This is a genomic window from Paenibacillus sp. FSL R7-0331, assembly GCF_000758645.1.
In the GTDB taxonomy this organism is placed as follows: domain Bacteria; phylum Bacillota; class Bacilli; order Paenibacillales; family Paenibacillaceae; genus Paenibacillus_AQ; species Paenibacillus_AQ camerounensis.
This window is the reverse complement of record NZ_CP009284.1, coordinates 1,639,012-1,665,743: the sequence shown is the minus strand read 5'-3', so window position 1 is coordinate 1,665,743 and position 26,732 is coordinate 1,639,012. Positions and strand designations below refer to the sequence as shown.

General features: G+C 41.9%; 11 protein-coding genes. 4 read left to right on the top strand and 7 right to left on the bottom strand.

Annotated features, from left to right (window positions below; all coding sequences use genetic code 11):
* Positions 1–12: 12 nt before the first annotated feature.
* Positions 13–16,503 carry a non-ribosomal peptide synthetase gene (locus tag R70331_RS07090; RefSeq protein WP_042174064.1) on the bottom strand — a complete coding sequence of 5,497 codons (16,491 nt, stop codon included), beginning with the start codon at positions 16,501–16,503 and terminating at the stop codon, positions 13–15.
* 1,126 nt (positions 16,504–17,629) lie between these two features.
* Between R70331_RS07090 and R70331_RS07085 the strand changes: the two genes are divergently transcribed.
* Both R70331_RS07085 and R70331_RS07080 read left to right on the top strand, forming a co-directional pair.
* Positions 17,630–19,357, top strand: coding sequence for an ABC transporter ATP-binding protein (locus R70331_RS07085; protein ID WP_042174062.1), 1,728 nt, complete (start codon positions 17,630–17,632; stop codon positions 19,355–19,357).
* Positions 19,354–21,228 (top strand): ABC transporter ATP-binding protein, encoded by a 1,875-nt coding sequence (locus R70331_RS07080; protein WP_042174060.1) that lies wholly within the window; start codon positions 19,354–19,356, stop codon positions 21,226–21,228. The genes R70331_RS07085 and R70331_RS07080 overlap by 4 nt, the downstream gene beginning before the upstream one ends.
* A gap of 81 nt (positions 21,229–21,309) precedes the next feature.
* Here the strand turns inward: R70331_RS07080 and R70331_RS07075 are convergent, their stop codons facing one another.
* The gene (locus R70331_RS07075; protein ID WP_042174058.1) at positions 21,310–21,720 is read right to left on the bottom strand and encodes a DUF3502 domain-containing protein; all 411 of its coding nucleotides are present in this window, start codon (positions 21,718–21,720) and stop codon (positions 21,310–21,312) included.
* 232 nt (positions 21,721–21,952) lie between these two features.
* The gene (locus R70331_RS32455) at positions 21,953–22,144 is read right to left on the bottom strand and encodes an IS3 family transposase (RefSeq protein ID WP_081947517.1); all 192 of its coding nucleotides are present in this window, start codon (positions 22,142–22,144) and stop codon (positions 21,953–21,955) included.
* Positions 22,145–22,365: 221 nt separating this feature from the next.
* Here R70331_RS32455 and R70331_RS07070 point away from each other — a divergent pair, with 221 nt between their 5' ends.
* Entirely contained in the window at positions 22,366–22,908 is a 543-nt protein-coding gene (locus R70331_RS07070; protein WP_042174056.1) for an NAD(P)H-dependent oxidoreductase, read from the top strand.
* 59 nt (positions 22,909–22,967) lie between these two features.
* Here R70331_RS07070 and R70331_RS07065 read toward each other — a convergent pair whose 3' ends face one another.
* The gene (locus R70331_RS07065; RefSeq protein WP_042174054.1) at positions 22,968–23,342 is read right to left on the bottom strand and encodes a winged helix-turn-helix transcriptional regulator; all 375 of its coding nucleotides are present in this window, start codon (positions 23,340–23,342) and stop codon (positions 22,968–22,970) included.
* Positions 23,343–23,464: 122 nt separating this feature from the next.
* Positions 23,465–23,887, bottom strand: a complete 423-nt coding sequence (locus R70331_RS07060) for a MerR family transcriptional regulator (protein ID WP_042174052.1) — start codon at positions 23,885–23,887, stop codon at positions 23,465–23,467.
* Positions 23,888–24,068: 181 nt separating this feature from the next.
* On the opposite strand from R70331_RS07060, the gene R70331_RS07055 reads away from it, so the two are divergent.
* Positions 24,069–25,190 (top strand): NADH-dependent flavin oxidoreductase, encoded by a 1,122-nt coding sequence (locus tag R70331_RS07055; protein WP_042174050.1) that lies wholly within the window; start codon positions 24,069–24,071, stop codon positions 25,188–25,190.
* Between the two features lie 327 nt (positions 25,191–25,517).
* On the opposite strand, the gene R70331_RS07050 is transcribed toward R70331_RS07055, so the two are convergent.
* On the bottom strand, positions 25,518–25,958 hold the full coding sequence (locus R70331_RS07050) for a TetR family transcriptional regulator C-terminal domain-containing protein (protein ID WP_231576490.1): 441 nt from the start codon (positions 25,956–25,958) through the stop codon (positions 25,518–25,520).
* 39 nt (positions 25,959–25,997) lie between these two features.
* Complete coding sequence (locus R70331_RS07045; RefSeq protein WP_042174047.1) at positions 25,998–26,672, bottom strand: SDR family NAD(P)-dependent oxidoreductase; 675 nt, start codon at positions 26,670–26,672, stop codon at positions 25,998–26,000.
* Positions 26,673–26,732: the final 60 nt, after the last annotated feature.

The window sequence follows — 26,732 nt, the reverse complement described above, 5'->3', positions numbered from 1 at the left end:
TCGATTGTAATCTCACTCGATATCAAAAAGAGAGTTGATCAGTTGCAAATCGCCCTCAGACAGATCTGAAGCATGCGTGTCCGAAAGGGTCACCGCAACTTCATCCATTGTCATACAATGCAGGATGATTGTGCGCATAGAATCCTGAAGCATCGAGGCAAAACGCCCCATCTTTTTTGCTGAATATTTGCTTCTGTCATAAGTGATAGTGAATTTCAACATTTCCTGCAGGATACCTCCGCTAATGTTGATCTTACGGAACATAGCGTTCTCATCTGCTGCACTTTTTCCGCTCGAATTAAACAGGATACTGTGATCTTGTGCCTCTGCATCCATTTGTCCCAAATAATTAAAATGGATGTCAGCCTCGAGATCCGGAAGCTCCGGCTTCAGCACCCCGTATCCCAGGCCATGATTCGGAACTTTCCGCAGCATTTCCTTTGTCGCCACAATCATTTCCTGCAGCTCTTCATGACATGCGATGACAATCGGATACATGCTTGTAAACCAGCCGACGGTCCGGTCAATTTCCATCTTCGTATGGATTTCTTCCCGGCCGTGGCCCTCCAGTCCAACGGACACAACGGCTTGCCCCGTCAGCCTTTGGACAGACATACCGATGGCGCTGATCAACAGGTCATTTATTTCAGTGTTAAATGCCCTTCCTGCCCGGTGAACCAGCTGCTCCGTCTCTTCTTTACTCAAGGTGATCTCCAGGCTGGCGAATCCGGTAGCACCGGTATATTCACTTGCAATATGGCCCTGTTCCATCTGTGACATGACCTGTTCCCAATACGTCCGTTCTTTTTGAAGCTGACGGCTGCCTTTATAGGCCTCCAGCGCTTCTGCCCATTCCTTGAACGAGGCCGTCTTAGCCGGCAAGTGGATACTCCGGCCTTCCTTCACCTGCTGCAAAGCCGTCCTTAAGTCTTCCTGCAGGATGCGCCAAGATACGCCGTCCACAATCAAATGGTGCAAGCAGAGGAAGAGGAGGTTCCTCCCGGCAGTCCGGAACAATGCCGCTTTCATCAGGGGTCCCTGTTCCAAGTCCATACTACTCTGCAGTTCGGTACAGGCGGCTTCGATCCGGTCCCTTACTTGCGCTTCACCCCGGACATCAAACACCTTTAACTCATACAATTTGCTTTCACGGCTGCCCAGAATTTCAAGGCGGCCCTTCCGATAGACGGACCGGATGATATCATGATGCACAGCCAAAGCGGTGAGCACCTTGTGGATTTGGGCTTCATCCACAAGATCAATCTCCAGCATGATGTCCTGGTTGAAATGCTGCGGGACGGGAAGCTGCCACAATGCAAACGCCTCTATGATCGGTGTCGGGATCACGGATCCTGTCACTTCATTTTGCTCATAGCGGTTTTCGCTGACTGCCTCAACCGCGTGAGCGATCGCTTCCACCGTATATTTGCCCATAATCTCCTTAATGGAGACGCTGTACCCTGCGCTTCTCATCTTCGATACGATGCGGATCGCTTTGATGGAGTCTCCGCCAAGTTCAAAGAAGCTATCCTCCGCCCCAACCCTTTCCACACCCAGCACCTGACTAAAGACCTGACACAGCGTTTCTTCGATTTCGTTTCTCGGCGCAACATAGTCACGTGTACTCGTTACTTCGATGTGTGGAAGTGCCCGCTTATCGACCTTTCCGCTTCTTGTGACCGGAATGCTGTCCATTCGCATGAAGTATGCAGGGATCATATATTCCGGCAACGACGCTCCCAGGTTCTTCTTAAGTACGGACTCGCTCATTTCTGTGTCGGATACCAGATAAGCGCAGAGTGCAGAATCTCCTGATTGGTCTTTGGCAGCAATGACAGCTACATCCACAATCCCTTCTATAAGTCGCATGGCACTTTCAATTTCACCCAGTTCGATCCGGAAGCCTCTGATCTTGACCTGCTCATCAATCCGCCCCTGGTATTCGATGTTGCCGTCGGGCAGCCATCTAGCCAAATCTCCCGAGCGATACAGCTTACCTTCTCCAAACGGATTATCGATAAATTTCTCCGCTGTCAGCTCCGGTCTGTTCAAATAACCTCTTGCTAAGCCCGCACCGGCTATACACAGTTCTCCCGGAATCCCTATTCCGCACAAATTCATTCCATTCAGTATATAGATCTGTGAGTTTGAAATCGGTTTGCCTATCGGGACACTTTCCGGTATTTCACTTTTCCCGTCATATTCCCAGTGTGTGGCCTGGACTGTATTTTCCGTTGGTCCGAATGCATTGATATATCTGCCTCTGCCGCCAAGTTTTTTGATAACTTCCGGGCTTGAGGCCGACCCTCCCGTCGTTATTACGTTTACGCTCGGCAGGTCAGTCTGCAGATAAAACTGCGGTGGTAATAATGTCATCGTTATTCCACTTTGCTTTACAAATTCATTAAATCTTCTAATGTCTGAAATGATAGCTTGTGTGGGAAGCGTCAGCCTGGCTCCTACCAATAAGGAAAGAGTCATTTCCCAAACCGAAGCATCAAATATATAGTTTGCAAACTGTAGAATATTATCTTGCTCTGTTACTCTATATGTATCCAGCAAATAGGTTCTGAAGGATACAACGCCACTGTGTTTAACCAAGACCCCTTTCGGTGTACCCGTTGTTCCCGAAGTGTAGATTACATACGCTAAATCCTCAGGTTGGTTTACCTTTCCCGGGTTTGTGGACTCCCCACTCCAATTCTCCCTCTCTGCGAGATCAATTATTGGCATACCCGCATTAAGTTTCAGGTCTGCCTGGTAGACAAGAATAGCTTTGGGCTGGCAATCCTGGAGCATGAATGCGATTCTCTCTTCCGGAAAGGTAGGGTCTAGCGGTACATAAGCTCCTCCCGCTTTCAGAATTCCATAGATCGCTACAATCATCTCGATGCTCCGCTCTGCCAGAATGGCAACGAAGTCATCCGGCTTCACACCCATCTTGCGCAGTTTCCTTGCCAATTGGTTGGCCTTTCGGTTCAACTCAGCATAAGTAAGCTGCTCATCCCGGAATACTACTGCTATATGATCAGGTGTTTTTCTCACCTGCTCCTCGAACATATCCACGACGGTCTTGTCTATTGGATAATCGGTGGCCGTATTGTTGAACTCAAGGAGTTGATCCTTCTCTTGCTGGGTAATTAAGTCGATCTCGGAGACCCTTCTCTCAGGGTTGGCTGCAAACGACAGTAAAACAGCTTGAATTCTGGAAAGCATACTTTGTACTTCTTTCATTGCAAAGTGACTCGGATTATAAAGAATATCAAAGACCCATTGTTCACCAATAAAATATGTTTTTAAGGTGATTGCATAGTTGGTTTGCTCGCGTCCCGAATCTAAAACAAACTGCAGTCCGTTTTCTCCGCCTTGCTGTTTTTCTTCGTTAATATAATAGTTATCGAAGGCAAACAGTACCTTGATCAGATCACTTTGTTGTTCAGTCAAGCCCTGAATGTCAGCGAGGGAACAATACGAGTACTGATCGCTCTCCGTCCCCTGCTCCTGAAGCTCATTCCAGAGCTCCGAGACAGTCATCCCCACGCTGGATCTTATCCTCACCGGGATGGTATTGACGAACAGTCCAACGATCTTCTCTATCCCTCGAACATTTGCATTCCTTCCGGAAACAACCTTGCCGAATACAACATCCTTAATGTTGCTGTATTGCTGCAGCACAATCCCCCAAGCAGCCTCAGCCACCGTATTGATTGTGATTTGGCAGGAAGCAGCTTTCTGAAGAAGTTGATTAGTGATTTCATCCGGAATTTTTATTCCGATTCGTTCCATTTGCTTTTCCGTAAATTCGGGTTTTGTCATAGGCTTGATTTCAGCTATCTCCTGATATTCGGAGAGCAACTCACGCCAATAGGACAGCCCCAACTCACGGTCCTGCTTCTTGATCCAGTTGACATAATCACCGTAGGTCGCGGATTGATGCTTTTCCTCTGCCGCCATACGCTCCAGATCAGACACAATACTGCCGTTCTTCAATCTGTTGCAATAAGTTATGAAATCGCCAAACAGCATGTTGGAAGACCAGCCGTCAAATATAATGTGATGATAGCTCCAGAGAATCTTGTATTCATCAGGACTAAGCACAATATGCTTAACCCGCAGTAACGGATCATACTGCAAATCGAATCCGCGTTGGATGTTCAGCTCCGTAAGTTCGGCAACCTTGTTCTCCTGTTCTAGTTTTCCGAGTCCCGAGAGATCAATTGTTTCAAAGTCTACTTCCCGCCTGGTCAACAGGATCTGTCTCGGCTTAGACAGCTGTTCGTGCACAACCGCCATTCGGAGTACGTTATGCCGCATAACGAGTACTTTTAACACTTGTTGAACCTTTTCTTCGCTTATCCCACCGCTGAACGCATAAACAAGCTGTGTGACATAGCTCGTCGATTGATGATCAGCGATGCTATGATAGAGGATTCCTTCCTGCAAAGAGGTAAGCGGGAATATGTCTTCCAATACAGATGGTTCTGCATACTGACGATGCAGTTCGGACAAATCCTCCTCCGTCAGGTCAAAAGCAGAATAATCCGACACGGTTTTTTCTATTGCTCTTTGAGTACAGCAATACTTGATAGTTTCTATTAAATACTGCTGATATAGCTCAGCAAACCGTTCAACCATTTCAGCAGAAAATCCGCTTTTGTCGTATTGAATCAGGAAGTTAAGCTTGCCGTCTGCGATGTATCCGTTCATGTCAATGATCCCAGACATTCCATTTTCCTCTGCAATGCTCTTTCCTGTTGAGAAGAAGGCAGCTTTCGATTCAGTATCCATTTGACCTAAATAGTTGAAATAAATGTTAGCCGCAATATCCTGAAGCTCATACAAAAGGCCGTAACCCAAACCATGTGAAGGTACTTTTCGCAACATATCTTTGTTCGAAATGATGCTTTTCCGGATCTCCTCATGGCATTCAACAACGATCGGATGCTTTATGGTAAACCAGCCAACAGTGCGATCGATATCAATCTTCTTGTGAATTTCTTCCCGGCCGTGACCTTCGAGACCGACGACAACTTTTACCTGACCCGTAAGCCTCCGAACTGCAAGACCAATGGTACTGATTAACAAATCGTTGATTTCCGTATTGAACGCCTTTCCTGCACGCCGTACCAGTTGTTCCGTCTGTTCCTCATCGAAGCTGATCCTCACATTACTAAATCCCGTTTCCGTCCCGGTATCTTCCAAGTCAATTCTTCCATTTTTCATATTCGCCATTATTTCTGCCCAATATTGCTGCTCCTGTTTAAGCAGGCTGCAAGATTGGTATTCCTCTAAAGCTTCTGCCCAATCCTTGAAGGAAGCAGTCTTCGGTGGTAGGGTTACCGGCTTTCCATCCTCTACCTGTCTCAATGCAGTCTGCAGGTCTTCCAACAGAATCTGCCACGAAACGGCGTCCACAACGAGATGATGCAAGCATAGGAAGAGAAAATTACCGGAATCTGTTTGGAAGAAAGCGGCTTTTATCATCGGCCCGTTCTCCAGATCAATACTACTCTGGAGCTTGTTGCAGGCTGCCTCCATCTGGAGGGAAACAGCCGTTGCATCTCGGAGATCATACGTTTCAAAATCATATAGTTTACTGTCGCAGCTACTCAGAATCACCAATCTGCCATCCCGATAAATAGATCGAATGATATCATGATGTACAGCTAGCGCATCAAGTGCTTTCCGAATGTGCGCTACGTTATCCGTGTCGATTTCCAACATCACATCCTGGTTGTAGTGATGCGGCTTTTTAAGGCTGCGCGCTTCAAAGTCTTTGAGAATCGGTGTCGGAATGATGCTTCCGGTTACCTCTTGTTGCTCATAGTGGTTCTCATGAGTAACAACAACGGTACGGGCGATTGCTTCAACGGTATATCGGCTCATGATGTCGCGGACAGATAGTTCATAATCAAGGCTTCTTAATTTCGAAACGATACGGATCGCCTTGATAGAATCCCCACCAAGCTCGAAAAAGCTATCTTTGACACTTACCGCTTGTACTCCCAGCATTTCACCGAATACCTGACACAATAATTCTTCAATCTTGTTTCTCGGCAGTACGAATTCACTTGTGCTATCGATGAATATCTGCGGCAGTGCCCTTTTATCAAGCTTGCCGTTTTTCGTGGTCGGCAGCTTGTCTATCTGCATGAAAGAGGTTGGAAGCATGTACTCAGGAAGAATCTTTCTGAGTTCTTCCCGCACTTCAGATGTGCTGATTTTTTCATCCGATACATAATACGCAAGAATCACTTTGTCACCGAATTCGTCTTCCCGGACAATTACTGCGTTGTCTCGGATGGATTCGATACTGCGAATCGCGTGAATTATTTCATCCAGCTCAATCCGGAATCCCCTGACTTTGACCTGCTCATCAATTCGGCCAATATATTCGATGTTCCCGTCCGGCAACCATTTTGCAAGGTCACCTGTACGATATAGCTTCCCATCACCAAAAGGATTATCAATGAATTTTTGTGCAGTCATCTCTGGCTTGTTCAGGTAACCACGTGCAATCTGTTCACCCGCGATGCAAAGTTCTCCGGGAATTCCAATGCCACAAAGGTTCATCCCGTTCATGATATAGATCTGCGTGTTGGCAAACGGCTTGCCAATCGGTATAAAGGTACGTTCATCCTTTGCGGAGTACGGATACAACGTGCTTCCGACAGTTGCTTCCGTAGGCCCGTATTCATTAAGAATCACGAGATGAGGTCCGTAAATATGTTGAATCTCGCTTGCCACATCGCTTTCCAGCTTCTCGCCTCCGACTACAAGGCAGCACAGTTTCTCTAGCGGCTTGTGGTTATAGCCGCCGAGCAGCATTTTCAACTGCGAAGGCGTCATCTTGATAAATGTGTACTCTTTATTGTTCATGATGAATCTTATGTCCATCTCTTTATCCCTGTGAATCAGATCAAGCGTGCCACCAAAACAGAGCGGCAGAAAAATAGATGGTACCGTCAAGTCGAAGCTGTAGTTGGTGAACAAAGGCACCAGAATCTCATTCCCTAGCAGGAACCGTTTGGCTGAATAAATCATATTTGTAGTCAGTGAATGGTGTTCAATCATTACGCCCTTCGGACGTCCTGTCGTCCCAGAAGTATAGATGCTGTATGCTAAATCATTGCTGGACACGTTCTTGTCCAGATTTGTTGAAGCACCTGTATAGAGATCAACAGAACTGAGATCGATACACTGAATCTTTGTTACCAACGGTACCTCGGCCTTTGCTGTCAAAATAACCTTTGGTTTACAATCGTCCACTATGTACTCGATCCTATCTGGAGGATATGTTGGATCGATCGGCACATATGCACCGCCTGCCTTCAAGATGCCTAAGATTGCCACAATCATTTCCGTACATCTTTCAGCGATGATGGCTACAAAATCGTCAGGCTTGATGCCAATGCCGCGAAGCTGTCTAGCCAGCTGGTTTGCTTTTTGATTCAGTTCATCATACGTAATTTGTTCGTTACAGAAGATGATTGCCGTGTTATCCGGTTTGTTTCTGACCTGCTCTTCAAACAGATCTACGACCGACTTGTCGAGTGGATACGCCATACTGGTATCATTAAAAGTCTGTTGGATCAATATTTTATCGGCCTTGGTGATGGTCTCGATCTCACTGATCTTTATTTCTACATTAGCGGTTATCTGTTCCAGCAGGCCGATAAAATGTACAAGCATTCGCTCAATGCTGTCTGCTTTAAACAAATCCATACAATATTCGAGTTCAATACAGAAGCCTGTGCCTGTTTCAACAATGTCAAATTTAAGGTCAAACTTGGACGTTGTACTTTCTTGTCTGACAGACTCTATTTCTGCGCATTCCATCTTAAGTTCTGGTTGCTCATTGTTTTGCAGTACCATCAGGACATCGAACAGCGGGTTTCTTGCCATATCCCGTCTAACTTGTACCGCATCAACCAGTTCTTCAAACGGATACTCCTGGTTGTCGTATGCGTGCAGACATTTTTCTTTTATTTCGCTCAAAAACTCAGCAAATGTTTTATTGCCTTCCGGATTCCCTCTCATAGCCAGGGTGTTAACAAACATCCCTAGAATATTCTCGGTATCTTTGTGCGTTCGTCCGCTGAACAGACTACCGACGATAATATCCTCCTGCCTGCTATACTTGCTCAGCAGGATCATAAGTGCTGAAAGGAACACCATATATTCAGTCGTACCGGTCCGCCGTGCAATCTCCTTGATTCTTTCCCCCAGTTCTCGGCCAGTCGTCATATCAATAATGGCTCCATTGTAGCTCTGCATCTGCGGCCGTCTGTAATCAAGGGGCAAATCAAGCACAGGAATCTCGTCCGAAAACTCATTAATCCAATAATCCTTTTGTGTTGAGAAGTCTTTCTTGCTGATCCATTCACTGTAATCCTTATACTGAAGCAGCGGAGGTTTGAGAGATTCGCCATTATACAGTGCTACAAATTCACGGATGAACGTCCCCATACTCATGCCGTCACTGATAATATGATGCATGTCAAACATCAACAAGTGATCCTCTTCCCGCTTCACGAGCTTCATCCGTACAAGCGGAGCTTGCCCAAGGTCGAATGGTTGTACAAACTTCTTGAACTGTTCTGCTTCGGACGTATCCTTGACTTCTAGAAATTCAAAGTCAACCTTTGTCGTTTTTCTCACTTCTTGCACGGGCTCTCCGTCAACCATTAAGAAATCGGTGCGCAAAATCTCATGACGATCAATCATTTTTTGTAATGCTGTTCCAATGGATTCAATGTTCACTTGACCCTTAATTTTAAAGGTTTGCGGGATATTGTAAGCAGTTCTGTCGATACCCATCTGGCAAACAACATAAACCCTTTTTTGCGCAGATGACATGGAGTAGTATTTTTTTTCTTCTGCTGCTGCAATCGGTGTATAGGATAACAATTCTTTTTCGGATAATCGGATTGCTAAGCCTTCCGGCGTACGATTTGCAAAGATTTCTTGAAGCGGAATGCGATATCCAGTTTTAGTTTCGATCGCATTGACAAGTCTTACTGCACTCAGCGAATGACCGCCAAGTTCAAAGAAGCTGTCCTTAATACCCAATGAGGCAATGCCAAGAATCTCACTAAATAAAGCACACAAAATTTCTTCCGTTTCGTTTCTCGGCGCAACATATTCACGTGTACCCGTTACTTCGATTTCTGGAAGTGCCCGCTTATCGACCTTTCCGCTTCTTGTGACCGGAATGCTGTCCATTTGCATGAAGTATGCAGGGATCATATATTCCGGCAACGACGCTCCCAGGTTCTTCTTAAGTACGGACTCGCTCATTTCTGTGTCGGATACCAGATAAGCGCAGAGTGCAGAATCTCCTGATTGGTCTTTGGCAGCGATGACAGCTACATCCACAATCCCTTCTATATGTCGCATGGCACTTTCAATTTCACCCAGTTCGATCCGGAAGCCTCTGATCTTGACCTGCTCGTCGATCCGACCCTGGTATTCGATATTGCCGTCGGGCAGCCATCTAGCCAAATCTCCCGAGCGATACAGCTTACCTTCTCCAAACGGATTATCGATAAATTTCTCCGCTGTCAGCTCCGGTCTGTTCAGATAACCTCTTGCTAAGCCCGCGCCGGCTATACATAGTTCTCCCGGGACCCCTATTCCGCACAAATTCATTCCATTCAGTATATAGATCTGTGAGTTTGAAATCGGTTTGCCTATCGGAACCGGATACGGAATGTCACTCTTTCCGTCATATTCCCAGTTAGTAGCTAGCACTGTATTTTCCGTCGGACCATAAGCATTAATATACTTGCAATGCCGGCCTGCTTTTTCGATAATTTCCACATTTGATGCAGACCCGCCCGTTGTCAGCGCCTTTAGACCGGTGAGCTCTGTCTGCACATAATACTGCGGCGGCAACAAGGTCAGCGTGATTCCACTCTTATTCACAAAAGCATTGAAGCTTCCCGTATCCAAAATGCTTTCCTTCGGGATCAGTGTCAACCTTGCTCCAAGCAGAAGCGATAGTGTCATTTCCCAAACTGCAGCGTCAAAGACGTAATTGGCAAACTGCAGGACGTTGTCCTGTTCGGTTACCTGATACAGCTCCATCAGATGGGTACGCAGAGCGACAATCCCGCAATGTTCCAGCATAACACCTTTGGGCTGACCAGTAGTTCCTGACGTATAGATGACATAAGCTAAATCCTCAGGTTTGTTTATTTTTGTTGGATTTGTGGAAACCCCTTGCCAGATTTCCCGCTCTGTAAGATCAATTACTGGAATTCCAATATCATGTTTAAGTTCTGCCTGGTAGACAAGAACAGCTTTGGGCTGGCAGTCTTTAAGCATGAATGCAATTCTGTCTTCCGGGTAGGTTGGATCTATCGGTACATACGCCCCTCCCGCTTTCAAAATCGCGTAAATCCCTACAATCATCTCGATACTCCGCTCTGCCATAATGGCTACGAAGTCGTCCGGCTTTACACCCATTTCGCGCAATTTTCTTGCCAGCTGATTGGTTCTCTCATTCATCTCTGTGTACGTAATCTGCTGACTTTCGAATACTATTGCTACATTATCGGGTGTTTTCTTTACCTGCTCCTCGAATAAATCTACTATGGTCTCAGTATTAGCATTGCCTGTATATTCATGGTTGAACTCGTTGAGTATTTTTTCCTTCTCGTTATCATTTACTGCTTCGATATTGGAGACTTTTTCTTGAGGATTTGCAACAAACTCGTGTAACACCCTTTCAATCATTGCCAGAATGCTTTGAATTTCGCTTTTTACGTACTCATTTGGGTTATACATAATCTCAAAACGCAAGCAACCATCCTCTACTCCGGCAATTACGGTTATTGCATAATTTGTTTTTTCTCTTACCGACTCCAGTTTAAGCTGCAGCCCAACAATGTTGTCTTGGTCTTTTTCTTGATCCAAGTGATTTTCAAATACGAAAAGTGACATTATCAAACTTGATTTTTGTTTGGTTAATTCCTGAATTTCGGCAAGAGAACAATACGAATATGCGTTGCTTTTTGTCCCTTGCATTTGAAGCTCTTTAAATAGGTCCAAAATAATCGTATTTTCTTTATCATTTACTCTTACTGGTATTGTGTTAATGAATATCCCAACTATTTCTTCAATTCCTCTAACATCAGCATTTCTTCCCGATACAACTTTCCCAAACACAACATCTCTGGTAAAGCTATATTGCTGCAATACAATTCCCCACGCAGCTTCTGCTATTGTATTTATTGTTAAACGGTTAGATGAAGCCAATGAGAACAAACTTTGACTTGTTTCCTTTGAAACCTTTATCTTCTCTTGGGCTACTTTCCTATCTGAAGGTACAGGTTTCATCACTGGTTTTATTTCCGATATTTCTTGATAATCTTCCAGTAAACTGTCCCAGTAGGAGATTCCAAGCTCTTTATCCTGCTTTTCAACCCACTTGATATATTCACTATATTCTGCTGTCCGGTTCTTTTCTTTCAACACTATTTCTTCGACTTTATGTATACTTTCATCGTTGTTAAGAGAATCGTAATAATTCTGAAAATCATTACACAGCAATGATGAACACCAGCCGTCAATGATGATATGGTGATAGCTCCATATCATTTTGCAGATATTTTCACGAAGAATGATGTACTTTACTCGGAAAAGCGAATCTGCTTGCAAATCAAATCCGCGGTTTACATCAAGTGCCGCTATTTCTGCTATTTTATTTTGCTGCTCATTTTCTGCAAGCCCTGTTAAATCAATTCTTTCGAACTCAGGTTCTCTATTTAACAATACGACTTGTTTCGGGCGTTGAAATTCACCAATTAAAATGGAGGATTTTAGCACCTCATGTCTCGTCGCAAGAAGTTTAAGTGCTTGTTTGATCTTACCTTCTTTAACTTCTCTGCTGACTTCAAAAACATTCTGTATGAAATAATCTGTAGATTCAGTATTAGCTAAACTATGATATAGAATCCCTTCTTGTAAAGGCGAAAGCTCGTAAATGTCAACAATCTCCGTTTTATCTGCGAATCGGTTATATACCATTGATAATTCAGTCTGTGTTAACTCACTTGCTGAAAAATCCGAAGGGGTTTTAACCGTTTCTTTTTGATCAATACAAAATTTGATACTTTCATTCAGACTGTCTTTATACAAATTAGCAAGCTTCTGAACTGTCTCTGATGCAAAAAGGCCGCAGTCATATTTAATAGTAAACTTCAATTCCCCTTGATGTATAACTCCACTAAAGAGTATATTCGTTGATAAATTATTTTCGTCCGCTAGGCGTTTTCCGGTCGAATTAACAACAGAAGCGTAGCCCTTCGATTCAGCATCCATTTGTCCCAAATAGTTAAAGTAAATATCTGCTGATATTTCCGGAAGACCCTCTTTTAATAGACCGTATCCCATCCCCTGATTTGGTACTTTTCTTAGCATTTCTTTGGTTGATATAATGCTGTCTTGAATAGTTCCACTACATTCCACAAGGATTGGATACATACTCGTGAACCAACCTACGGTTCTATCTATATCTATCTTCTTATGAATTCCCTCTCTTCCGTGTCCTTCCATCATTATGGATACCCGTTCTTGACCTGTACACCTTTTTACAGAAACCCCTAATGCACTTATTAGTAAGTCATTAATCTTTGTGTTGAATGCTTTACCGGCTTTATGTAATAGATTATATGTTTCTTCTTTGCCGAAACTCAGGCTTATAACAGCATGCCCTGAGCCTGTATCATTTCTGCTTTTCTCTAATTTACCTTCTTTAATTTTGGTTGTGATTATCTCCCAGTATGCTCTTTCCTTTTTCAGCTGCATACTCTCTTTGTATTCCCTGAGCGCTTCTCCCCATTCTTTATATGAAGCGGTCTTTAAAGGCAGCTCAATTTTGTTATCACCAGCCTTTATCTGCTTCATACCAGTCTCAAAATCTTCCAGCAGAATGCGCCAGGAAACCCCATCTATAACTAGATGATGCAGGCATATGAACAGGTAATTTTTCGGCTCAGTTTTGAATAATGCCACTTTCATTAGCGGCCCATTTTCCAAATCAAAGCTGCTTTGCAGTTTCGTACAAATTCCTTCAATATCTGCGAATCTATAATCATCGTCTATTAGGTCGAATATTTCAAAATCATACAGTCTACTCTCTTGTACACTTAATATTTCAAGTTGCCCGTTTCTGTAGACAGAACGAATGATATCATGGTGGACCACCAATGCATCGATAACCTTCCTGATTTCCACTTCATTGTTTGTGTCAATTTCTATCATTATGTCTTGGTTAAAGTGGTTCGGCTTGACCAAACTCCATGCTTCGAATTGCTGGATAATCGGAGTGGATACTACTTTTCCCGTAACTTCACTCTGTTCGTATTTATTTTCATAAGATGATTCCCTGACGCTGTATGCAATTGCTTCAATTGTGTGTTTACTCATGATGTCCTGAACAGAAACTTCAAATCCTTCACTTCTTATTTTCGATACGATTCTTATTGCCTTGATCGAATCTCCGCCTAACTCAAAGAAGCTATCCTCAACGCCTACTGTTCCGATGCCAAGAATTTCGCTAAATAACGCACACAAAATCTCTTCTGTTTCATTGCTTGGCGCAACATACTCCCGCTTGCTCGTTATTTGGATTTGTGGAAGTGCCCTTTTGTCTAGCTTCCCGTTTCTTGTAACCGGAATGCTATCTATTTGCATAATATATGCAGGTATCATATATTCCGGCAGCGACTCTCCAAGCGTCCGCTTAAGCTCGGATCCGCTTATCTCTTTGTCAGAGACAACATAAGCACAAATCGCAGGATCACCTGAATTGTCTTCCCTGGCGATAACAGCTAAGTCCACGATCCCTTCCACACTTCTTATAGCACTTTCGATTTCACCTAGTTCAATTCGGAAGCCTCTGATCTTGACCTGCTCATCAATCCGTCCCAAATACTCGATGTTGCCGTCAGACAGCCATTTGGCCAAGTCTCCCGAACGATATAATTTCCCTTCTCCGAAAGGATTATCGATAAATTTTTCTGCTGTAAGCTCGGGTCTGTTAAGATATCCTCTTGCCAAACCTGCGCCAGTAATACACAGTTCTCCGGGAACGCCTACTCCGCACAAATTCATTCCATTCAGTATATATATCCGTGAGTTTGGCATCGGTTTACCTATCGGAATATTTTGCGGTATTTCACTTTCCCCGTCATATTCCCAGAGAGTGGCCTGTACTGTATTTTCCGTCGGTCCAAAGGCATTTATGTATCTGCTTCTGCCGCCTGATTTATTTACAACTTCCGGACTTGACATCGATCCACCCGTCGTGATTATTTTTACGCTCGGTATATCAGTCTGCAGATAAAACTGCGGCGGTAATGCAGCTATTGTTATTCCGCTTTCTTCTATTAACTTATTAAAGCTTCTGATGTCTGAAATGCTAGCTTGTGTGGCAATCGTCAGTGTTGCACCAGTCAGTAAGGAGATGGTCATTTCCCAAACAGAACCATCAAATACATAGTTTGCAAATTGAAGAACATTATCCTTCTCTGTCACCTTATATAAATCCAGGAAGTGAGTTCTGAAGGAGGCTACACCACTGTGTTTAATCATGACACCTTTCGGTGTACCAGTCGTTCCCGAGGTATAGATCACGTAGGCTAAATCCTCAGGTTTATTTACCTTTCTCGGATTTGTGGACAGCCCCTCCCATATCTCCCTTTCTGCAAGATCAATTACTGGAATTCCAGTATCATGTTTGGGTTTTGTCTGGTAAACCAGAATGGCCTTGGGCTGACAATCCTCAAGCATGATTGTAATTCTGTCATCTGGAGAGGTTGGGTCTATCGGAACATAAGCCCCACCCGCTTTTAGAATTCCATATATACTCACAATCATCTCGATACTCCGCTCTGTCATAACGGCTACGAAGTCATCTGGCTTTACACCCATTTTACGCAATTTCCTTGCAAGTTGATTGGATCTTTTATTCATTTCTGCGTATGTAATATGCTCATTTTCAAACACTACTGCTATAGAATTAGGTGTTTTCTTTACCTGGTTCTCAAATATATCTACCATTGTCTCCGTTATAGCATTATCTAGATATTTATGGTTGAACTCGTTGATTATTATTTCTTTATCCCTATCGCTTATCGCTTCTATCTCGGAAACTTTACCCAGGGGATTTGCAGCAATCGCGTGCAATATTTTTTCAAACATTAACATGATATTTTGGATTTCTTCTATTATGTATTCATTTGGGTTATACGATAGATCAATGTTTAATCTGTTGTAGTCCAGACTAACGCTTGCACTTATAGCATAGTTTGTCTGTCTTCTTTCCGATTCAACCGTTAAATGAAGCCCCTTTTCAGTGCTATCCAACCTATCCTTAAAACCAAGCGAATCTTCAAATACACATAGCGTTTTCATCAACTTATTTTTTTGCTTTGTTAACCCCTGAATCTCGGCAAGAGAACAATACGAATATCTATTGCTCTCTTCCCCCAGCTTTTGAAGTTCTTTTAAAAGCTCCAAAATGGTAGTATCCTTAGTACTTTTTACTCTTACAGGAATTGTATTAATAAATAATCCGACTATATTTTTAATTCCTCTTATGTCTGCATCTCTTCCTGATACAACTTTTCCGAATACTACATCACTTGTATAGTTGAATTTTTGTAACACGATTCCCCAGGCAAGTTCTACTGCAACATTTATTGGTATAGTATTAGAATCAATGAAATCAAGCAGCTTATTCGTTGCATCTTCGGAAAGCTTGTGTCCTGTTTTAACCATTTGAACTGTAGTAGGTTTGGGTTTCGCCATCGGCTTAATTTCAGCCATTTCATCATAATCCGCCAGCAATTCCCTCCAGTAGGAAAGTCCTGCTGCCCTATCCTGTTTTTCAAGCCACTCTACGTATTCACTGTATCCTGCTTCCTGACTTTTTTCTTGGGATATATCATCTATCATCTCAGACATTGTTGTTCCATTGTTAAGCACATCATAGTATCTCTTAAAATCACTAAATATTAAAGGTAGGCACCAACTATCAATAATAAGATGATGATAAAGCCAAATCATTTTGTAGTTTTTGTTATCTAATACAATATATTTTACTCTTAAAAGAGAATCTTTCTGCAGGTCAAATCTGCGCTTGATATTGAGATCCGATATCTCTTCCAGCCTGCATTGTTTCTCCATTTCGCCAAGCCCTGACAGATCAATTTTTTCGTACTCTATTTCTCTACTACCTAATACTACCTGACCTTGATTTGCTAGATTCTCGTCCGTAATAGCTGTTCTTAATACATCATGTCTTAGTGTAAGCAACCTCAGCGCTTGAATGATTTTTTCCTCTCTAATTTCACCTTTTAAGTTTATTATGTACTGCATCATATTTTGTGTAGACTCACTGTCAGTCATATGATGATAAAGCATTCCTTCCTGCAAAGGTGTGAGTGAGTATATACCGTTGATTAATTTAGTTTTTTCATCGTTAATCATCATTAAACCCCTCTCGAATTTGAAAGCTTTATATTTCTAAAATTATCCTCAACTTTATACTTATAGCTCACCTAATGAACAAACTTTCACAAGCTGTCTGATTGCAAAATAATCCCAGGAATAAGCTCATCAAAAAAAGTGACTTATCTGGATAAACCAAGTTTGGTTATAACGAAGTCACTTCAACGAAACAATAATATGTAATTCCCATCAACTATTCTGATGATTTTATACTTCTTATGATTTCTGATAACATCAGTATTTTATGTAAATGAATCAATCAACTCAGATATACATCCTCCTTGGAGACTGTTTCACGCTTCACTGCAATATAATCCAACGTCGTCGATGTAGACCAAACCTAACGTTTGAATAGTATTTATTTAGCGAAGATATCAACAGCTGCATTAAGTTCATTTTTGTATAATAAAGCCATTAGATGTATTATTTTTACTTAATCTCTATATAACGCCATAATCATACCATAAAATAACAGAAGGAGTAAATCCATCAAATTACTTTTTTTGATAAAATACCACATAATTCAATTAATAGTTGATTGATTCCACAAAAACCCTTACACTGACGGAATCTCCCTACCTTTAAAAATGTATTTTTGGTTTTTATTTTAAATTCCAGACAAATATTGACATTTTATTCAGATTGAAATTATACTACATTAGTACCGAAATATAAAATGACTAAGAGGTGAACACACTTTCGTAATGGCAAATGCTGAGAAGTTATTTATTTCCATAGCCATAAAGAGATTTAATAAAGCTGAGTTTAGACGCCGTGCATATTAAGGCTGTCAAACCCAAAGAATGTTGCTTATGCTCTGCTTAATGAGGAGGGGGTGGCTAAATCAGCAGGTTTTAAAGTTCTGAGATTAGTAAAATGCTAGGTGTCATAGCTCCGAAAGATACACAAATACATAAGAAATTAGAGATGAAGAGCGGTTCTTAAAGAACTACGCAAGAAAAGTGACCGTTTACAGAAACTTCATTTAACAGATAAATTCAATTCTTAGGTGAATAAGAAAGCGATAAACTAGCAGGTTTTCTCACTAAAGCTCATAATTGTTTTGAGCATATAAACGTGAGTCTGACTGAAAATGGGGATGAATAATATGATGAAATTATTTAGGTATTTGAAGCCCTTTCGGCTTCCGATCCTAGTGGTGTTCGCGTTGGTCTTTATGCAGTCCTTATCAGACTTGTACTTACCTACACTAATGGCGGACATCGTAGATAAAGGGATCATTAACGGTGATATCCCGTATATCTGGAAAATTGGCGGTATGATGTTATTATTTGCAGCCATTGGAGCGGTTTGTTCGATTGGAGTAAGTTATTGCTCTGCACGTGTGGCTATAAGATTCGGCCAAAAATTACGGAGTAAAATGTACCGTCATGTACAGAATTTCTCCCTGCAGGAGTTCGATACGTTTGGTACTGCATCTCTGATTACCCGAAGCACAAATGATATCTATCAAGTTCAGCAAGTGCTCATTATGCTTCTTCGTATGTTGATCAGTGCACCGATGATGTGTATTGGCGGTATGATCATGGCCGTAAATAAAGATGCTGAGTTATCGCTTGTTATTGTGGTCATCATACCTGTACTAGTTGCAGCTATTGCGATTATAGCGCTGAGGGGACTTCCACTATTTAAATCTATGCAGGTAAAGTTAGATACGTTGAACCGCGTTTTACGTGAGAATCTTACAGGAATGCGAGTGATTCGCTCATTCAATCGTACTGAACATGAGACCAAGCGCTTTGAAGATGCCAATGTAGATTTAACAAACACAGCGGTTAAAGTAAATAAAATTATGGCAGGTATGATGCCAATCATGATGTTGGTTATGAATTTCTCAACCATTGCCATTGTCTGGTTTGGCGGGATTCGTATAAGTAACGGCGATATGCAAGTGGGATCTTTAATGGCATTTATTCAATACTCGGCACAAATTATATTCTCGCTCATCATGGTATCTGTTATCTTTGTTATCCTTCCAAAAGCTTCTGCTTCGGCTATTCGGATTAATGAGGTATTCGATATGGCACCGGAAATTAATGACCCCTCACAACCTAAACAAGCCAACCTTCAAAGGGGCTACCTCTCATTTAAAGACGTAACATTCCATTATCCTGGTGCAGAGCAACCAGCAATTTCTAACATTTCCTTTGATGCCGGACCGGGTGAGACAACTGCAATTATTGGCGGCACCGGATCAGGTAAATCCACACTGTTGAGTCTTATCCCGCGCTTTTATGATGTAGACAACGGAAAAGTGCTTATAGATGGTGTAGATGTCCGAGAATTTTCTCAAGAACAATTACGGGAGAAGATTGGTTTTGTTCCCCAGAAGTCATTGCTTTTCACCGGTACTGTTGCAGATAATATTCGTTACGGTAAAAAAAATGCTACTGATGAAGAGATTCAACGTGCGGCTGACATTGCACAGGCTACCGAATTTATATCTAATATGAAGGACGGATTCCAATCCGAGATTGCGCAAGGTGGCGGTAATGTATCAGGCGGTCAAAAACAACGGCTATCTATCGCTCGTGCATTGGTTAGACAGCCAGAAGTATATGTATTTGACGATAGTTTCTCAGCACTAGATATGAAGACGGATGCAAAGCTTCGTACCGCCCTGAAAGAAGTTACTATGAATGCTACGGTACTCTTAGTAGCACAGAGAGTAAGTACCGTGATGGATGCAGATCGAATTATCGTGTTGGATAATGGCGGCATTGTTGGAATAGGTACACATCGAGAGTTAATGAATACCTGTGACGTGTATCGTGAGATTGTATCCTCACAGTTGTCAGAGGAGGAAAGCGCATGAGTGAAAAGGAAAGAAAAAACAAGTCTGCTGGACGAAGCCGCAGCCAAGGTGGACCGGCAAGTATTATGCCCGGAGAGAAGGCTAAAAACTTCAAGGGATCATTAAAGCGATTGATTCAGTATCTAAAACCTCGCAAGATTACATTGATATTCATTTTATTGATGGCAATACTAAGTACTATGTTTAGTATTGTAAGCCCCAAAATTCTGGGGAAAGCAACAACTAAATTATTTGAAGGCATCATTGCAATGAGTAAAGGTGTCCCAAATGCCAAAATAGATTTCCATTATATCACTCAAATTTTGCTGATTCTGGCTGGTTTTTATATCATCAGTGCGCTATTCAGTTATATACAACAGTATCTGATGGCTGGTGTAGCTCAGAAAGTTGTACTTGATATGCGGGCGCAAATTAATAGTAAGTTATCTCGCTTGCCGCTCAAGTATTTCGATTCCCAGACACATGGCGAAATTCTTAGTCGCGCTACAAATGATGTCGATAATATCAGTACAACACTACAACAAAGTTTAGCCCAGCTGATTACATCGGTTGTGACCATTGTCGGGGTCATTATCATGATGCTGACGATTAGTCCATGGTTGACGCTTATTACCCTAGTCACCTTACCTCTAAGTGTAATTGTTGTAAAAGGTGTGGCTACTCGATCACAAAAGTATTTTAAGGGACAACAAAAGTCTCTGGGTGATATGAATGGACACGTCGAGGAAATGTACACAGGACATAAGATTGTAAAGGCATTTGGACTCGAAGAGCAAACGTTAAAGGATTTTGAAGAAATCAATGAGAACTTGTATCTTTCTGGTTGGAAGGCCCAATTCCTTTCTGGAATGATTATGCCATTAATGAGTTTCGTTAGTAATATAGGTTATGTATTTGTGTGTGTCGTGGGTGGTATCTTTGTCTCTAATGGAAGAATCAGCATCGGGGATGTACAAGCATTTATTCAGTATACGAGACAATTCTCGCAACCGATTGCTCAAACAGCAAGCATTGCCAACATCATTCAATCAACAATAGCATGTGCTGAACGTGTATTTGAGCTCTTGGATGAGCAAGAAGAAGTGCCAGAAATTCAGAATGCTACAATGGTTATGTATCCTCGAGGCGCAGTTCAATTTGAACATGTTGATTTTGGGTACAAAGAAGATTCCTTACTTATCAAAGATATGAACATTGATGTGTCGCCCGGACAGAGCATTGCCATTGTAGGGCCGACAGGAGCAGGAAAGACGACACTCATCAATCTTTTTATGCGTTTCTATGAATTGAATAGTGGGGCGATTAAGATTGATGGTGTGAATATCACCGATATGAAGCGCAGTGACCTTCGCAGTAAGTTCGGTATGGTTCTTCAAGACACTTGGCTCTTTAATGGTACGATCCGAGATAATATCGCTTATGGCCGCGAAGGAGCTACAGAAGAGGAGATCATAACAGCTTCTAAAGCAGCCCATGCGGATCATTTCATTCGGACCCTTCCGGATGGGTATAACACGATTCTGAATGAAGAAGCCTCCAATATTTCTCATGGTCAGAAGCAACTCCTGACGATTGCCAGGGCGATCCTTGCAAATCCGTCGATTCTTATTTTGGACGAAGCGACGAGCAGCGTAGATACGCGTACTGAAATTTACATTCAGAAAGCTATGAATGAGCTGATGAAAGGTAGAACAAGCTTCGTAATTGCACATCGATTATCTACGATTCGAGACGCCGATCTTATTCTGGTAATGAATAATGGCAGTGTGATTGAAAAGGGCACCCACGAGTGGTTACTGAAACAGGGGGGGTTCTATGCAGACTTGTATAACAGTCAATTCTATCAAGTAAAGGAAACAGTGGTAGTATGATTAAGTCTAGTTAATGACAAAAGGAGTACGCACTGTATATTACCAGCGGCGTACTCCTTTTTATATACTGATAAACATGCTTTATACAGATTGTATCATAAGGGGAAGATACTCAGGTATAAGCACATTCACTTTGGCCACCTCTGACTTGATCGGGCTTAAGTCGATGACAAAGCCCAGCGTGGGAGATGCCACAGCATCCTTATCCCAGTGGCGGAGTTCATTCTTGTATTCCTCGGACAAATGCTTGCTGAAACGGGCATAACGGATATCGTTCCAGGCCCACTGAAAAGACATATACCGCTTATCCGGGGCTATCTCATCATAGGATATGGCGTCTCCCACCAGCTTGTAGTTCACATCCTTCACACCAAAGGTAAACAAATCATAATTCTCCTGGCTTTCCCGGACCCAATTAATAAAGGCGACCGTTTCATTAACATGCTTGCTGGTCGAGAAAACAGATAGAATGTTGTCCGCCGCCGTAAACATATACTTGGGCTTCTCCGGATGAAGATACACATTCTCAAGCTCAGCTAAGGGACGCTTTTCTTTAAAAGAGTCGATCCTCTAATATGGATCTGAATAAAAGCAGAAATGACATAGACAAATTCATGCCGTGTTCTGTACCAACCAATTATTCCCCTCAAAAAACAGCTCTACCCTTTCTTCATAATTACAACGTTTTCATTTTTCCATAAAAAAATTTCATCTGTTTGGGTCATTATTTTCCAAACCTCCTTATATAAATTTCATCAGTCAATAATTGCATTGCAGCCTCTCTTTTAATACGGCTTTTCCTCCGAATAACTACTTGAAGTCCTAGTTCGCCCATGTGTCGTTGTACACGCCTATGATTCACGTAGATGGCATAGTTACGCTTTAACCAAACCTTCACTCTGCGGCACCCATAAATACCTTTAAGCTACTCAAAGCATTTAACACTACCCTTTGGGATAAGTTTTCTCCATTGTATTCCTAATAATTAATCAATTCCTATGCCTCAATTATACGTGCAGGCAGGTTGCTATGCTTACCTTTAGGTAAGTACATGAACTAAAAGTTCGTACTTCCGCCATATCATGATGCGAGGTATACTCAAGTCCTAAATCTGATTCAAACATGGAGGATACACCATTGAAAACACTCGTTATTGTCACGCACCCAAACATTGAAACATCCGTCGTTAATAAACGCTGGATCGAAGAACTCCGTAAATATCCAGACAAATATACGGTGCACGATCTGCACAAAGCCTATCCTGATGAAAAAATCAACGTGGAAAAGGAGCAACAACGGATTGAAGCGCATGATAAGCTCATCTTTCAATTCCCTCTCTATTGGTTTAATAGTCCACCTCTGCTTAAAAAATGGCTGGACGAAGTATTTACTTACGGATGGGCATATGGCTCGAAGAGTGATAAATTAAGAAATCGAAAAATCGCATTAGCTGTAACTGCCGGAGGAAGTGAAAGAGACTATAATGAAGATGGGAAATTCCATTACGGGCTTGACCGTGTTTTATCTCCCTTTGAGATGACTTTTTTGTACTGCAACGCTGATTATCGTTCCTTTCATGCCTTCTATGGCACGGAAATTGAGACGGTAGGAAGTACAGATTATTTAAAAAGATTGGACATCAGTTCACAAAGCTATATTGAATTTATCGAAAATATGTAAATTGGAGCAAAAAAGCAGCATTTCCATTAATGAAAATGCTGCTTTTTTAGCATAAGCCGTTAAATCGGAAACGGTATTGTTCTCCCTTGCTCGGCTGGAATAAAGTTTTTCTCTCCCCAAGTGCACATCATATCCATCACCGGAATAAGTGATTGACCTCTCTCGGTCAATGAATACTCGACTTTAGGAGGAATCTGGGGAAATTCCTCACGCCTGACGAGACAGTCTGCTTCCAGTTCTTTCAACATTACGCTTAACGTCTTAAAAGGTATTGTACCGATGCCCCGTTGCAGTTCATTGAACCGCACGATCTTATTTTCAAAGAGATAGTAGAGAATAGTCATTTTATATTTACCGCTAATAATAGACAAGGTATAGCCGAAGTTAGTGTCCTTCTGTTGTAAGCCAGGCGGTATACAGCTTTCATTACTCATGGCTATTATCCTCCTTCAGGATATATTCAACGAGAGGGTAAACGCCTGTTGCCGCTCTGTGCTCTGGTCCCGATTTGATTATATTTCACAACCTACTTAAGCGTCAAATAGCCCGCACCCCGTTAATTCGCTACCTTAACCTCTAAACCGTGACATTTAAAAATATGATTGGGATTATTTATAACATCTTCTTTTTGAAGGTCGTACATAGCTATTTTATAATTTATTTCCTCCAAGTGTTTGAAGCTTTCATCCATCTTCTTCTGCACATCCAATTTATGCTGAATTAACATTTCTTCTCTTTCTAAAAAGGTAGAATTGCCTAATTCATAGAGCTCCTTGTATTCCTTTATTTTCAAAAGAGGCATTCCTGTCTCTTTGAGGCAACGAATAAAAGAAAGCCAATCGATTTGTTGTTCGCTATACACTCTACGTCCTTTTTCATCACGAGAGATATTTGGTAATATCCCTTGCTCTTCATAAAATCGAAGTGTCTTTGCAGACACATTAAAATTCTCCACCACATATGTCATTGAATACGTCATCTACTTATCCCCTTTAGTTATAGTTACTGTAACTAAAGATATACCATAAAAGAGAATAAGAACACAACAGACCTCTATATATTTACTCAGATATTAAAGTTATCGAAATAATCCTTTACTTACCGTAACAGGAACCAAATATACTGAATTAGAACATAAACTATGATAGCGAGGTAATGAAATGAATCAGAAGTATAGCCGATTATTTGAATCCTTCACCTTCAGAAGCGGAATAACAATGAAGAATAGAGTTGTTATGGCACCCATGACAACCTGGTCAAGTGATGACGACCTTACCGTTTCGGATGACGAAGTACAGTATTACAAACAAAGAGTGAATGGAGTAGGACTCGTCATTACAGGATGTACTCATGTTACACCTAATGGGCAGGGCTTTACGAATGAATTCGCGGGGTACAATGATGAATTCACTCCAAGTTTACGAAGATTAGCTGAGGCAGCAAAAAGTGGAGGCGCGCCTGCGATACTACAGATTTTCCATGCTGGAAATAAAGCCCTGCCTGGATTGGATGCAGTTAGTGCGAGTGCATTGCAGCCCGAAGTTACTAATTTAGGTTCAACTCCAGAAACAAGAGAACTATCTCATGAGGAGATTTTGTCGATTGTACGTGCCTTTGGAGACACAACAAGACGAGCGATTGAAGCCGGATTTGATGGCATCGAAATCCATGGGGCTCATGGTTTTTTAATACAGAATTTTTGGTCGCCAGCAACAAATCAACGAATGGACCAATGGGGAGGATCACTTGAAAACCGCTTGCGTTTTCCGTTGGCAATTATTGAAGAAGTCAAAAATGTCATTGAAAAGCATGCTACAAAACCATTCATTATTGGATACCGGCTTTCCCCTGAAGAATCTCACAAAGTGGATGGATTACGTATGAAAGACACCTATGAATTAATTGATCTCCTTGTTGGACAGGATTTAGATTATATTCATGCTTCATTAGATAATGTGTCTTCAAAGCCAGTAGATAGTCAAGACGAGAAAACACGGCTTGAATTAATTCTTGAGAGAGCAAACGGTAAAGTACCTGTGATGGCTGCTGGTTCCATAGTAACACCGGATGATGCTCTTAGAGCTGTTGAATTAGGATTGCCGCTAGTCGCCATTGGGCATGCGTTAATTATAGATCCTAACTGGGTTGAAAAGATCGCAACTGGACGTGAAGCCGAGGTGGACTCTGAGTTGAACATTTCGAAACTCGATCAGCTTAATATTCCGGAAAAACTTTCAAATGTAATTCAAGCCATGCCAGGTTGGTTTAATATTAGTAAATAAAAAGTAGTCCTAAAGACCACTCAGGTTGACGAGAAACCTAAGTCTTTTATGAGACTTCAGGTTTCTTTTTTCATGCAGCTCATCTCACAGACAAGTCGCTTTTTTGCAGTATTGTTACCGGATATTGTTTTAATTAATCTGTAAACTTTTACTTACTGTTTCGCCTTATAAAACTTTTGAGGTTGTGGACACGATGCGATGTCAATTAAAGTTAAAAAATTGAACTTGCTTAAACCAAATAAATACTTCAGGTATAGATGAATACAGCCGCTTCCTTGACGGCAAGTTCCTTCATTTCCGCTGCAGACAACTTAGAAATCCGGCTTTTCACCGGGGTGGAGTTGGAGTCACCATATCATAATACAAATAATGTAATTCCCCTTGATCCGTCGCTGTTTTTACCATCGTACGAAGAGCTAACCAGGCGTGCATGAGATAATAAGAAATGGCCTCCGGCTCCAGTGATGCTCTAAGCTCCCCTCTTTGTTGACCAGTCTGAACGAGATGATATAACAACTCCTCTGTTTTGGAATAGCTATCTTCAACAAGAGATCCAACTTCCGAATTCAGTACTCCCAGTTCAACACCCGAATTAACAATGAAGCATCCTAGAGGTTCTCTGTCTCTCTCTATTGAGGACTCCAGAAATCTGCGGATTAATTCCTTTACCGGTTCTTGCTTTTCAAAACCTTGCATCCAAAACAGCTGTAGCGCTTTATCTAAGACTTCATTAATTTCAAATTCTTTGTTTCTTCCCAATGTAATCACCTCAAGCAATGATTATCTAATTAGAATGACCATTCTAGTTTAGTTAATAAATTGCATGATGCCCTTTGGAAAAGTCTCCTCTGCCTCTGTTCTTTTCTCATATAAATTGTACCAAGCTTCCGCGACTTGATCAGGTTCAAAACCTGTACCTTTCTTGATTAGAGGACTAATAGACAGATGTCCAACGAATACTCCTAAAGGATGTAAACGATCATGTAAATTAAGAATATAGTTTCTTAAACCTGACATAGCTATACCTGAATTTCCAAACATGGGGCTCGGACTCATTGCTGAAAGATCGCTAGTGAAAAGAAGTGCCCCCTCACCTCGTTCAGTCATCTCCGGGATGACTTGTCTTGCTGAATTAATGGCTCCAATGACAACATTGTTGAAAATTTGCAGTGCGCTCTCATCAGTCGTATCCAGTACAGAAGTCGTAGCCACACTACCACTATACGGGCTATACTCCATGACATCTATTCTACCGAATGTACTCTTAATTTCTTGAAAAGCCCTGGCAAGCTGTATTTTGTCTGTAATGTCAGCAGCAAAACCCTGAGCTTTAATACCCATCCCGTCCAGCTGCTCAGCATATTGATTCAGCTTCTCCTGTGTTCTTGAAATCATAGCGATACGGAATCCATGATTTCCAAAAATTTTGGCAAGTGAGAAGCCCAGACCTGGTCCTGCACCGATGATAACCATTGTTTTCATTTTAGATTCACCCTTTATTAGCAATTAATGGCGCACAATTTTAAGTTGTACGCCATTTAT